The sequence below is a fragment of the Amycolatopsis thailandensis genome (assembly GCF_002234405.1).
In the GTDB taxonomy this organism is placed as follows: domain Bacteria; phylum Actinomycetota; class Actinomycetes; order Mycobacteriales; family Pseudonocardiaceae; genus Amycolatopsis; species Amycolatopsis thailandensis.
This window is the reverse complement of sequence record NZ_NMQT01000156.1, coordinates 1-12,556: the sequence shown is the minus strand read 5'-3', so window position 1 is coordinate 12,556 and position 12,556 is coordinate 1. Positions and strand designations below refer to the sequence as shown.

The 12,556-nt window shown below is 69.6% G+C and carries 8 protein-coding genes; 3 read left to right on the top strand and 5 right to left on the bottom strand.

Annotation, left to right across the window (positions count from 1 at the left end; translation table 11 throughout):
* Both CFP71_RS37225 and eccCa read right to left on the bottom strand, forming a co-directional pair.
* Window positions 1–1,199: Hsp70 family protein (locus CFP71_RS37225; protein WP_143267240.1), on the bottom strand; the 1,199-nt coding region annotated here is incomplete at its 3' end.
* 68 nt (window positions 1,200–1,267) lie between these two features.
* Complete coding sequence (eccCa, locus tag CFP71_RS37220) at window positions 1,268–5,275, bottom strand: type VII secretion protein EccCa (RefSeq protein ID WP_093938602.1); 4,008 nt, start codon at window positions 5,273–5,275, stop codon at window positions 1,268–1,270.
* 470 nt (window positions 5,276–5,745) lie between these two features.
* Between eccCa and eccD the strand changes: the two genes are divergently transcribed.
* Together eccD and mycP are read left to right on the top strand one after the other, a co-directional pair.
* Window positions 5,746–7,110, top strand: coding sequence for a type VII secretion integral membrane protein EccD (gene eccD / locus CFP71_RS37215; protein WP_093938601.1), 1,365 nt, complete (start codon window positions 5,746–5,748; stop codon window positions 7,108–7,110).
* A gap of 23 nt (window positions 7,111–7,133) precedes the next feature.
* On the top strand, window positions 7,134–8,783 hold the full coding sequence (gene mycP / locus CFP71_RS37210; protein ID WP_093938600.1) for a type VII secretion-associated serine protease mycosin: 1,650 nt from the start codon (window positions 7,134–7,136) through the stop codon (window positions 8,781–8,783).
* Window positions 8,784–8,883: 100 nt separating this feature from the next.
* Here mycP and CFP71_RS37205 read toward each other — a convergent pair whose 3' ends face one another.
* From CFP71_RS37205 to eccB, 3 genes are all read right to left on the bottom strand, one after another.
* Complete coding sequence (locus CFP71_RS37205) at window positions 8,884–10,041, bottom strand: WXG100 family type VII secretion target (RefSeq protein WP_093938599.1); 1,158 nt, start codon at window positions 10,039–10,041, stop codon at window positions 8,884–8,886.
* A 5-nt stretch (window positions 10,042–10,046) separates the two neighbouring features.
* Window positions 10,047–10,361: a hypothetical protein gene (locus CFP71_RS37200; protein WP_093938598.1), complete on the bottom strand. Its 315-nt coding sequence runs from the start codon at window positions 10,359–10,361 to the stop codon at window positions 10,047–10,049.
* Window positions 10,362–10,428: 67 nt separating this feature from the next.
* A complete protein-coding gene (eccB, locus tag CFP71_RS37195; RefSeq protein ID WP_093938597.1) occupies window positions 10,429–12,054 on the bottom strand; it encodes a type VII secretion protein EccB in 1,626 nt (541 codons plus the stop codon).
* Between the two features lie 250 nt (window positions 12,055–12,304).
* Between eccB and CFP71_RS37190 the strand changes: the two genes are divergently transcribed.
* A partial coding sequence (locus CFP71_RS37190) for a hypothetical protein (RefSeq protein WP_208636128.1) occupies window positions 12,305–12,556 on the top strand: 252 nt, incomplete at its 3' end.

Below are 12,556 nucleotides of genomic sequence, written 5' to 3'. Positions count from 1 at the left end.
GCAGGCGCGGGGGCGCCGCCCCGGGAGACCGCGGAGCCCGCGAGCGAGCCCGTCCGGTCCGGATCGATCAGCACCGCGCGCAGGGCGCCGCGGGCGACCACGGTCTCCGGCTGGTCGAGCGTGGTGGGCACGACGCCGGTCCGCTCGTGCACCAGCCGGGACACCATCGGGATCCGGCTGGACCCGCCCACCAGGAAGATCGCCGTCAGCTGCTTGGGCCGCAGCCCGGAATCCGCGATCGCGCCCACGGTCAGCTCGACCGCGCGCCCGAGCGGGCCCGCGATGAGCCGCTCCAGGTCCTCCCGCGTCACGTGCGCGTCGGCGAACGGCGGCGGCATCGGGACGTCGGTGTACGCGTGCCGGGACAGCGTCTCCTTCGCGCCGCGTACGTCCTGCCGTAGTACGCGGCGACGACGCCGATCGGTGAGTTCGCGGCCTTCGACCAGTTTCCGCCACTCCGGCGGATCGACGGACGAAACCAGCGACCCCACGTGCTCCAGGAGCGCCTGGTCGACGTCCGCCCCGCCGAAGCTCGGATCCCCCCGGGTGGCCAGCACCTGGAACCCGGCGCGTTTAGCGGGCGAACCGCGATCCGCCGGGCTGCCGGGCATGCGCTGGACCACGGAGACGTCGACGGTGCCGCCACCCAGGTCGAGCACCGCGAGGGCGTCGCCGGGGCGGCCGCTGAACTCGACGGTGCGCTCGGAGTTGAGGTCGGCCGGGGCGAACGTCGCCGCGTGATAGACCGCCGCGGCGACCGGCTCCGGTACGAGCGCGACCTGACGCGCGAGCCCGCCCGCCGCCTGCCGGAGCAGCCGGGTCCGGGTCGCGCCCCAATCGGCCGGGTGGGTCAGCACGAGCAATTCGACTTCGGCGTCACCGGCGAGCCGGCGAGCCTCGGTCACCGCGCGTTTCAGCACGGCGTGGACGACGTCGGTCACGCGAAGGACGTTGTCGCCCAGCAGCAGGTCGCCCTCGTCGATCCGGCGCTTCGGATTCGGCTCGTAGCGCGACGGATCCACCGCCGCCTGCCGTTCCGCCTCCTGGCCGACGAACAGCGTCCCGTCCGGCGCGGCGTAGACCGCCGACGACATCAGGGGCTGCCCGTCCACCACGACGACCTGCGGTTCGCGGCCGTTGATCGAAGCGACTACGCAGGTGCTCGATGTCCCGAAGTCCACCGCTACCCGCACAGTCACCAGCCACTCCCGCAGATCGTCGTCGTCACCACACGCCCGTCCCGTACCTCACCTGGTTCCGCGGGAGGTCAGTCCGGCTGGATCCACGAGACCTGCATGAGCTGCTTGCCGTGCTTCCGGGTGACGAGGTTTCCTCGTCCCGGAGGCATCTGGCTCGGCTTCACGTTGGCGACGAGGTTGCCCTCGTCCCGCGAGCCGTTCATGACCATACCGGGCGCCGCGATCTCCCTGAGCTTGCCGAGGATCGGGTCGAACATCGCCCGGCTCGCGCCACCGCTGCGGCGCACGACGATGATGTGCAGACCGACGTCCTTCGCCTGCGCGAGGAACTCGGCGAGCGGCTTCAGCGGGTTGCTCGACTGCGTGGCGACCAGGTCGTAGTCGTCGACGATGACGAACAGTTCCGGACCGGTCCACCAGGACCGGGTCTTCAGCTGTTCCTGCGTGACGTCCGGACCGGGGAGCCGCCGGGTCATCGACCCGTGTACGTCCTTGACCATGCTGTCCAGCTGGGCGGCCGACACCGCGTAGCCGAGCAGCTGGTCCCCGCCGATGAAGCCGAGCATCGTGCGCCGGTAGTCGACGAGGATGACGACCGCTTCCTGCGTCGTGTACCGCTCGGTGATGCCCCGGGTGATCTGCCGCAGCAGGTTCGTCTTGCCCGACTCGCCGTCCGCGAAAGCGTAGAAGTGCGAATCTGCGGCGAAGTCGAGGTAGATCGGCTGGAGGTCTTCCTCGTTGACGCCGATCGGCACCAGCTTCGTGTTGCGCTTGGAGTCGATGGACAGGACCTCGTCGTAGGTGACCATCTCCGGCAGCAGGCGGACCTGCGGCGCCGGGCGGCCCCGCCACGCGGCCTTGATCTTCGCCACCGCGTCGGCGACACCGGCGGCGAGATCGTCCGGGTTGCTCGACCCGTCGATGCGCGGGAGACCGGTCAGCAGGTGCAGCTTGTCCCTGGTCAGACCGCGGCCAGGGCGGCCGGACGGGACGTTCACCGCGACCCGGCGGTCGATGTCCGACTCACTCGGGTCACCGAGGCGCAGCTCGAACCGGGTACCGATCATGTCCTTGATCGCCGGGCGGATGTCCGCCCACCGGTTCGCCGCGATGATGACGTGGACACCGTAGGAAAGACCCTGGGTGGCGAGCTTGGTGATCGAGGTCTCCAGCTCGTCGAAGTCGTCCCGCAGCGCCTTCCAGTTGTCGACGATCAGGAACGCGTCGCCGAAGGCGTCTTCCTCGGGCTTGATCTCGCCCCGCCGCTTGCGGTTGCGGAACTCGTTCATCGAGTCGATGCCCATGGCACCGAACCGGCCTTCCCGCTCGGTGAGCAGGGTGGTCAGCTCGGCCACGATCCGGCGGGCCTTGTCCGGCTCGCGCCGGGCGACGGCGACACCACCGACGTGCGGCAGGCCCTGGAGACCGGCCAACGTACCGCCACCGAGGTCGAGCGCGTAGAACTGCGCTTCCTCGGGGGTGTGGGTCAGCGCCATCGACATGATCAGCGTCCGGAGCATGGTCGACTTGCCCGACTGCGGACCGCCGACGATGACACCGTGCCCGGCGCCACCGGAGAAGTCGCCCCACAGCAGGTCGCGTCGCTGCTCGTACGGGCGGTCGACGATGCCCATCGGCACCTGCAGCCGTCCGTTGCCGAAGAACCCGACCGGGGAGAGACCGCGGTCGTCGGTGGGGTTCAGGTTCGGCAGCAGGGTGTCGAGCGAGTTCGGCTCCTTGAGCGGCGGCAGCCAGACCTCGTGCGCGGGCGGGCCCTGGCCGATCAGCCGGGACACGATCACGTCGAGCTCGCTGGGCTCGACGGCCTCCTCCGACTTGGCCTCTTCCACCGGCGCGGCCTCGATCTGCTGCGGCTCCGGTTCCTTCGGCAGTTCGACGAAGTCCGGGACGAACAGCTGCGGGCGCTTGTCGGCGCGGACCACGGTCGCGACCGGGCCCGCCGCCTTGATGCCCGCGGGCCGGTACGGGCCCGAGACGTACGAGGCCTTGAAGCGGACCAGCGTCGAGGTGTCGTACTTGAGGTAACCGCCACCGGGGACGGACGGCAGCTCGAACGCGTCGGGCACGCCGATCGCGGCCCGGGATTCCGCGGCGGAGAACGTCTTCAGACCGATGCGGTAGGAAAGGTGCGAGTCGAGACCGCGCAGCTTGCCCTCTTCCAGCCGCTGCGACGCGAGGAGCATGTGCATCTGGAGCGACCGGCCCAGACGGCCGATGGCGACGAACAGGTCGATGAAGTCCGGCTTCGCGGCCAGCAGTTCGGAGAACTCGTCACAGACGATGAAGAGCGCGGGCAGCGGGTCGAGGTCGGCGCCGTTCTCGCGGGCCTTCTCGTACTCCCAGACGTTCTTGAAGTTACCGCCGTTTTTCAGCGCTTCCTGGCGGCGGTTCATTTCGCCCGCCAGCGCGTCCTTCATCCGGTCGACCAGCGTGACCTCGTCCGCGAGGTTGGTGATGACCGCGGAAACGTGCGGCGCGGTGTCCAGGCCGAGGAACGTCGCACCACCCTTGAAGTCGACGAGGACGAAGTTCAGCGTGCTCGACGAGTGCGTGGCGAGCATGCCCAGCACCAGGGTGCGGAGGAACTCGGACTTACCGGAACCGGTCGCCCCGATGCACAGGCCGTGCGGGCCCATGCCCTCCATCGCGGCTTCCTTGATGTCCAGCTCGACCGGCTGGCCGTACTCGCCGACGCCGAACGGGACGCGGTAGCGGTCTCGCACCGGGCGGGGCCGCCATGACTGCTGGACGTCGAAGGTCATCGGGTCGCCGGGGATGCCCAGCAGTTCGAGCAGACCGGGGTTGGACAGCAGCGGCTCTTCCTCGGCGGCGTCCTGCGCGGCGGTGCCGACGCGGTACGGGGCGAGGAGCCGGGCCAGCGCCTCGGACTCGACGACGCTGAGCGTGTCCGGGCGGCCGAACCACTCGACGCCGCCGGCGCTGCGCGCGCCGAGGCGGTCTTCCTCGACGACCAGCCGCAGGCCACGACGGGCGGCGAGGTTGCCGATGGAGTCGGAAAGGTCGATCAGGGTGACGCCGACCAGACCCTCTTCGAGGATGATCTGCTCCTCGCGGGTGACCTCGGCGTCGTCGACGATGATGACGATGTGCGGCTGGTCCGGGGCGGGCGTCGCGTTGCGGGAGAACCGCTGGCGGTCACGGAGTTCTTCGTCGAGCCACTGCTCGATCTGCGCGAGGGAACCGGCCATCATCCGCAGCTGGCCGATGCCGTCGGCGAGCGCCGGGTGCTGGGCGTGCGGCAGCCACTTCGCCCACTCCCACTCCTCTTTGGCGCGGCCCGCTGTCGCGACCGCGATGAGGACGTCGTCGGGACTGTGGAAGGTGACCAGCTGAGCCAGCATCGCGCGGGTGAGACCGCGGGTGAGACCGCGGTCGCCCTGCATGCTGACCGCGGCGAACCCGCGGAGGGTGATCTGGGTCGGCAGGTCGGGGACGATCGAGTGCGCGCGGACGAACCGGCGCAAAGCCAGCGTGGCGATCGGCTCCAGTTCGTCGACCGGGCCGGTCTGCGGCGGCACGAGCCGCGTCGCGAGACGGTGCGAACTGCGGCCGACGCGGAGGTGGAGGAAGTCCTGGTCGTTCTGGCGGCGTTCCCACATGCGGCGGCTCGCGGCCAGCGACCACAGCGTCTGCGGGTCGGGGTGGACCCACTCGAGAGCGGCGCGCTGGTCGACCATGGCCTCGCGGGCCCTGTCACGCATCTGGCCGAGGTAGCGCAGGTAGTCCTTGCGGTCCTCGTCCATCTCGGCCTTTTTGGCGCCGCCGCCCTTGCCCGCGCCGCCGGCCATCATGCCGACGGTGCTGAGCACCATCATGCCGCCCATCATCATCATCATGGGATTGCGTCCACCGGTGGTGAACATGAAGACCATCATCCCGAGGGAAGCGACGATCATCACCGCGGGAAGCAGCTTCATGACGATGTTGCCCGGGATGGTGCGCGGCACCTCAGGCGGCGGTTCGAGATGCACCTCGCCGCCCGGCGGCCGCGGCGCCGCCAGGCGCGGTGACTTCTTGAACTGCAGCGTGCTCATCGAAGGACCCCTCTTCAAACTCGACGATGGCGGCCACCGTTGGTGCGCGTACGGGTGCGCGAGACAACCTATCGAACGTGGCCGGTGAAATCCGGACAACGCCGAGAACGGCCCCTGCCGGGACCATACGCATGCCGGGAGTCTAGGGCTCCGGCTCCGCCGACGTGCGTTTAGCGGGCTAATCGCGATCTGACCCTCGGACGCCCGGACGTGCGTTTAGCCCCCTAATCGCGATCCGGGGGCCGGCGGCGACCGAAATGCTTAGGCTCCCTACGCGTCGCGATTAGGGGGCTAAAGGCGACGCGTCGACGGCCGGGAAGAGGGGGCCCGGAGGTCGTCTCTCTTACTTTTGCCGGTCTTTTTCCGACAGTCGATGATGTGGGCACCCGGGTTCGGTATAGGTTCCCCGGGGACCAGACTCTCAGGGCAGGGGGAAGGCAGTGGCAACGGGCACGACGGTATTCAGCAGGGTGACGGTGGTCGCGCCACGCACCCGGATCGACGTGGCTTTGCCGGCTGACGTCGCGGTGGCGGATCTGCTGCCCATGCTGTTGGAGATGGCAAAGGAGGCGACGCCGGACGGCGGCGCCCGCCACGGCGGCTGGGCGTTGGCGAAGCTGGGCGACGCACCGCTCGACCCGAGCCGGACCCTCGCGTCCCTCGGTGTCGTCGACGGCGAACTGCTGCAGCTGCGCAAGCGCAACGAGAACCCGCCGCCGCCGCTGTACGACGACGTCGTCGACGCGATCGCCGAGTCGTCCCCGGACAGCTTCCGTCCGTGGACCAAGGAGACGGCGCGCCGGTTCGGGCACATCGCGGGCGGCCTGGCGCTGTTCTTCTCGGCTCTCGCGCTCTTCACCAGCGGGTCGTTCTACGGCGGCAACGCGCTCGCCGCCGCGATCGCGGGTGGTGTCGGCGCGATCGCGTGCGTCGCGGTCGGCGCGACACTGGCCAAGGCCTACCAGGCCCAGGCGACAGGCGTGCTGATCGCCGCGGCAGGCGGCCTGCCGCTGGCCTTCGTCAGCGGCTTCTACATCGTGCCCGGGCTGTCCCTGTGGGCGAACCTGTTGCTCGCGAGCACCCTCGTGATCATCGTGGCGGCGGTCTGCATCCTCGTCATCGGGCACGGGATCACCACCTTCATCGCGGCCGCGACGACGGCGACGATCTCGGCGCTCACGTTCCTGGCCGCGACCCTCATCGACACCCCGATCGCCGGGATCGCCGCGGGCGCCACCGCGTTCTCGCTGGCCTGCATCTCGCTTCTGCCGCGCGCGACGATCAAGCTCGCCGCGCTGCCGACACCGCATGTGCCCGGCAGCGCCGAAGAGCTCAAGGAAGACTCGGGCTTCCCTGACTACCGCGCCATCGAGCGCCGCACCGCGGTCGCCCACGAGTACATGACCGGTCTGCTGACCGGCTGCGGCGCGGCCACCGCGCTGTTCGCGATCATCGCCTCGACGTCTCCCACGGTCTTCGGCCCGATCCTCGGCGTGATCGCCACGTTGGTCCTGCTCCTGAGGGCCCGGGCGTACGCGAACGGCGCGCAGGCCATCGCCCTGCTGACCACCGGAATGGTGTCCGGCGCGGGCATCCTGCTCGGCTGGATGTGGTCGGCGAGCCCGCTGAACCGGGTCCTGTTCGTGTTCGGCGCGCTGCTGCTGATCGGCGCCGGCGCGCTCGTGGTCGGCGTGATCTTCCCGAACCAGCGCTTCTCGCCGCCGCTGCGGCGGACCGTGGAGATCTTCGAGGCCGTCTTCATCGCGACGGTGCTCCCGCTGGCGCTCGGCGTCATGGATCTCTACACGACGCTGCGCCACCTCAACTTCAAGTGACGACCCGATCGGATGATGCTCTGATGGCCGCAGCGCGGAAGTCCAGGGGGACGCGCGTCCGCCACCTCGGCCTCGCCGGACGTACCGGAACGGTGCTGCTGGCGGCCGGTATCGGTGTTCTCTCGCCGGCGTCGGTGGCGCTTCCGGCGTGGGCGCAGCAAAGCAGCGTCGCGCCGGACGCCGGTGGTTACTACGCGACTCCGCCCCCGGTCGACCCCTCCAAGAAGCCGGCGGACGAAAACAAGCCGGACAAGAACTACGAGCAGAAGACACTGTGCGTGCAGCGCAGCAAGCTCGGCGGCGATCAGGTCGACATCAAGAGCCGACCGTGGGGCCAGGAGTACTTGCAGATCCAGAAGGTCCACGAGTTGATGCGCGGCGCCACCAAGTCGGTCGGCGGAGGCGTCAAGGTCGCCGTGATCGACACCGGCGTCAGCGCGCACCCGTACTTCAAGAATCCTGTCGAATCGGGAGGCGACTACGTCGCGACTCCCAACGGCAAGGCACCGGGGCTCGAGGACTGCGACGGCCACGGCACCGAGGTGGCGGGAATCATCGCCGCGAACCCGACCGACCCGAGCATCGGGTTCCGCGGGGTCGCGCCGGACGCCCAGATCATGTCGATCCGTCAGTCGAGCCAGAACTACGAGGAGGCCGAGAAGAAGGCCGAGCCGCCGCCTCCCCCTCCGTCTTCCTCCAACTCCGCCCCTCCCGGGTCGTCGAACAACGAGCTCCCACCCTCGTCGCAGGGAAACGGCGCTGTCGGCGGCGCCGCGGACGGAACGGCGCCGGGTCAGGACAAGGGTGGACGGCAGCAGGAGCAGGGCAAGACCGCGGGCACGTTGAAGACGCTCGCGCAAGCCGTGGTCCGGGCCGTCGACAAGGGCGCCAAGGTCATCAACATGTCGGTCGACAACTGTCGCCAAGCCGACGGCAAGATCACCCAAGGCGAACAGCAACTGCAGGCCGCGGTGAACTACGCCGTCACCCAGAACGTGGTCGTGGTCGCGGCGGCGGGCAACGTCGGCCCTAAGTGCCCGCAGAACGACCAGCCGGATCCCAAGTCGCCCAAGATGATCGTCACGCCGCCGTGGTTCGCCGACGACGTGCTGTCCGTCGCGGCCATCGACGACACCGGCGGTGTCGCGGACTTCAGCGTCAACGGGCCGTGGGTGTCCGTGGCCGCGCCGGGCACCAAGATCATTTCGCTCGACCCCGCCGAGGGGTCGAGCAGTCTGGCCAACCTGACCATCGAAGGCGGCAAGGACCCCGGCCCTATCCAAGGGACCAGCTTCGCCGCCCCGTACGTCGCCGGGCTGGCCGCGCTCGTGCGCGCGAAGTTCCCCGGGCTGCAGGCCCGTGAGGTGATGAACCGGATCAAGGCGACGGCGCAGCACCCCGCGGCGCCGGGCGGGCGGGACAACTTCGTCGGGTTCGGGGTCATCGACCCGATCGCGGCGCTGACGGCGATCGTGCCGTCCGAGGCGGACAAGGCGAAGGCGGTTCCGCTGCCCGCGAACCTGCCGCCGTCGAACGACCGCGACTCCACTCCGATGATCGTCGCGCTCGCCGGGACCGGCGGAGGCCTGGTGGCCCTGCTCGTCACGTTGTTCGTGGTGCACTCGGTCCGCCGGAACCGGCCGACCACCGCCCCCGCCCGCAAGACCCCCTAAAGCGTGCGACTTTAGCGGGCTAATCGTCATCTGCTCTGGACTCGCCTCCAGACCGTCAGATCGCGATTAGCCCGCTAAAGTCGCTCTGCCTGCGGGGCGCCTACTTGGCGGGTTTGGGCTTCGGGGCGGGTTTCTTCGGGGCGTCGTCCTCGCCGATCACGGGCGGGACGACCTGCCCGGGCTCACCGACCACATCGGACGGCTTCGACGCGGGCCGCGTCTTCGACTGATGCGCGGTGCCGCCTCCCCCGCCGGCGCCCATCCCCATCATGGGCGCCATCCCCATCGGCATCATCGCCGATCCCGACCCGGCGGCCTGCCCATGAGCCGGAGCGGCCTGCACGGGCGCGACCTCCGGGATCGGCGCCTGCCCTTGCTCGATCAGCGGTTCCTGGGATCCGGTCTTCCGGCCGTCGGCGGGATCGGCCGCGGACGGCGACGTCGACTGTTCCTCGGAAGACACGGCGGCACCGGAATCCGATCCAGTGGCGGCCGCCTTCTCCTGCGCCGGCGCGTTCGCCGGTTCGGAGTCGTCGTTGAGCTTGAACTCGTCGCGCGGGTAGCGGTGGGCGATCTCGATGCTCCGAGACGCGCCGTCAGGATCGTCGACGCCGTCGCAAAACCGCACGAAGCCCTCGATGACGTTGCGGCCGGCTTCGAAAAGCGCCTTGGCCGACTCTTGGGCCTCTTCAAGCTGAGTGCGCGCTCGCCGGACGCCGCCGACCGGCAGCATCGCGGTCTCGGAGGTCAGCTCGGCCGTATCGACGAGGACCTCGACGAGATCGGTCAGGATGCGGCGGATCGACAGCACCAGCTCGTCGAGCGAACCCGCCAGCGTGGTGAGGGCGTCCTCGACGTCGGAGCCCGCGATCTTGATGTCCCCGATGTACGCGACGAACGCGTCGGCGTCCTTGCCGGACCATCCGGCGTCGAGACGGCCGAGGTCCTCCGACAGTTCTTTCGAGACGGTGCCCGCGGTCGCCGCCGCTTTCCGGAGCCGGTCCGCCTCCTCCTTGAGGTCCTCCCAGCGCCCCGCCAACGGGGTCAGGTAGGCCTCGACGGGGTCGATCAGACCCAGATGGCCGGACAGCTCGGAGACGAAGGCGAGATGCGGCGCCGCGGCCTCGACCAGGTCCTCACCGCCCGACCCCGTCGCGTTTAGCGGGCTAAACGCGCTCTGGGCCGGCTCGGGAGCAGCGGCGCGGGCGGCCTTCGGGTGCGGGATGGAATCGGTCGGGTTCTCCGACTCGGCGATCATGCGGATCAGAGCTCCACGGCGCGTTTGATCATCTGGGCGGCCTCTTCGTCGTGCCCGGCGTGCCGCGCGGTCACGGTGTGCAGGGCCTCTGACGCCGACCTCAACGCGGCCGCGCCTTCCTCCAGCTGACGTCGGATGGCCCCGGCCGCGCGCCCGTAAGACGCGCCGAGGCCCAGTTCCTCCCCCAGCGCGCCATGGGACTCGACGGTGATGCCGTCCCCGGTCACCTCCGCGGCCGCCAGATCGAGCTCTCCGGCGGCCGCGTCCACCCGCTTCGCATAGTCGACGACGGCGACGCCGTCGATCTTCAGGCCGGCCACTGCACCCTCCACTCACCCGATACCGCTTGGGTTTGAGACGCGCGCGCCGTCCACGAGGTTCCCGCGATCAGTTGCCCGCGGGAGCCTGCTGCGACTGCGTGGCGACCGAGCCCGCCCTGTCGTCGATCGGCACCGTGTCGAAGGTACGAAGGACGTCCTGTGTGTTCAGCGAAGCGCCGGTGGGCAGGATCCTGACGATGGACTCGGGCGCGGGAACGCGCTTGTTGAGCCCGATCGAGTCTGCGGTCACGGCGTCGGGGACGCCGTAGCGGATCCCGCGATCGGAGATCAGCTGGATCGGTCCCTTGTCGAAGGTCTCCTTGCCGGTCGCCGACTGGACGACCGCCGCGTAGCCGGGCTCCATGAAGAAGCTGTTGATCGGCGCGCCGACCGGACCGGGGGTGCCGATCTTGACGCCGGGCGCGGACCCGTCGGCGTTCCTGCCCTTCGGCAGCTTGTCGTCGACGAAGACCGCCGTGTGCCCGTCACGGCTGGCGCCATCACCGGCGATGGACCAGCTCAGGCAGGAGACGCGGGAACCCTGGGTCGCGTTGAGCACCGTCGGCACGGTCTGGGGATACGCGTTGAGCCCGACGAAGCCCTGCTGACCTTCGGTCACCCGCGTGATGTTGCGGATCTTGCCCTGAGCCACGGACATCACCGAAGTGCTGCCGTCGTTCTTGCCGGTCTGGACGATGTCCGCGACCGCCGGGGAAATGGCCTGGATCCCTTCCCTCAGGATGAGGTGGAAATCCTTCCGCCCTTCGGCCTGCTCCGTGGAGAAGACGTCGCCGACCTTCATGCCTTCGATCTCGTAGTTGGGGGTCTCCCCGTCGCCCTCGACGTCCGGCAGCTTCAGTTCGGGCACCTCGGGGATGGCGTCGAGCAGCCCCTGGGAGATCCCGCGCGGCTGGTCCGGCAGCTTCAGCGCGGAAAGGACGGCGTTCGCGTCGGGCTTGATCTCGGCCTTGACCGCGTTGGCGTTCGGCAGGTTGGGATTGGCGGCCAGCCGGTAGATCAGATAGGTCCTGCCGTTGGCGCCCTTGGCCATCAGCGCCTCGTTCTGACCGAGCTCACGGTTCCCGAGCTGCTTCACACCCGCGTAGACGGTCGTCTCCGTCTTCGTGAGATCGGGCTTCGGCACCGACGGGTCGTACATGACCTCGTCGCACACGCCCCAGTCCGCGCTGGCGCGCTGGGTTTCCGTCGGCATCAGCTGCGGGCCGTTGGGAATGCCCATGAGCTGGCCGCGGGGGATGTTCTTCAGCTGTTCGTCCGAGACGACTGTGGGGTTCTTCACTTCGGAGGCCTGCTGCGGCCCGGAAGGCTTGGTCCCCGCTTGCTGCTGTCCCTGCTTCGACTGCGCGATGATCAGCAGCCGCGCGGAGGCGAGGTTGAAGGTCGGGACGAGTTTCTTCGGGTTCCCCGCCACGACGTACACCGTTCCGGACTGCTCGCCGATGACGATGTTGCCCGCGTCCGGCACGGAAGGCTTCGGGCTCAGGAGCCCCCAGATGACGAAGACCAAGACGCCCAGTGCGGCCAGCACGACACCCACGATGGTGGCGCGCGTGTGGGTGCGCATCGGGTCGTGGAGCATGACCGCGTCGCGACGGACCAGCGCGGATTGCATCCGGCGCAGAACGAACTGATAAGCCTGAACTTGAGACTTAGTAGTCGGTGTTGATGGCATTCTCGACCTACAGTCCTCCCCGTCGCGGTACGGTTCCGCAGGATAGCCGTACGGGGACCGTCTGGTGTGGGGTTTCTACCAACTCCAGCTAGTGTCAGATTCCTCGGGACCGGCTTTCCGGGTACGCAGCACGCACGAGGGGAAGAGAAAGCGCGGATGTCCGTCACCACTCCTCCACGTCCGCCCGGCCCTCCGGGGCCGCAACCTCCTGGTCGTCCGCCGGGGCCGCCGCCGAGGCCCGGGAGACCGGGTGGTCCGGGCGGGCCGGCCGGAGGCCCGGGTGGTCCCGGTGTTCCTCGTGGTCCCGGCGGCCCGGGTGGTCCTGGCGGGCCCGGTGGACCGCAGGGTCCTGGTGGCCCCGGTCCTGGAGGACCCGGTGGGCCCAAGGGGCCCGGCGGACCTGGTGGGCCAGGAGGCCCCGGTGGGCCAGGCGGCCCCGGCGGTCCTCCGTCCGGTTGCCCCGGTCCGCAGTCCCGCCCCCCCCCCGCTCCGGCGGCACGGA

Excerpts from the sequence above, each read along its gene's own strand:
- CFP71_RS37205 (WP_093938599.1), bottom strand. The coding sequence starts at position 10,041 with ATGATCGCCGAGTCGGAGAACCCGACCGATTCCATCCCGCACCCGAAG.
- mycP (WP_093938600.1), top strand. The coding sequence starts at position 7,134 with ATGGCCGCAGCGCGGAAGTCCAGGGGGACGCGCGTCCGCCACCTCGGC.
- eccCa (WP_093938602.1), bottom strand. The coding sequence starts at position 5,275 with ATGAGCACGCTGCAGTTCAAGAAGTCACCGCGCCTGGCGGCGCCGCGG.
- eccB (WP_093938597.1), bottom strand. The coding sequence starts at position 12,054 with ATGCCATCAACACCGACTACTAAGTCTCAAGTTCAGGCTTATCAGTTC.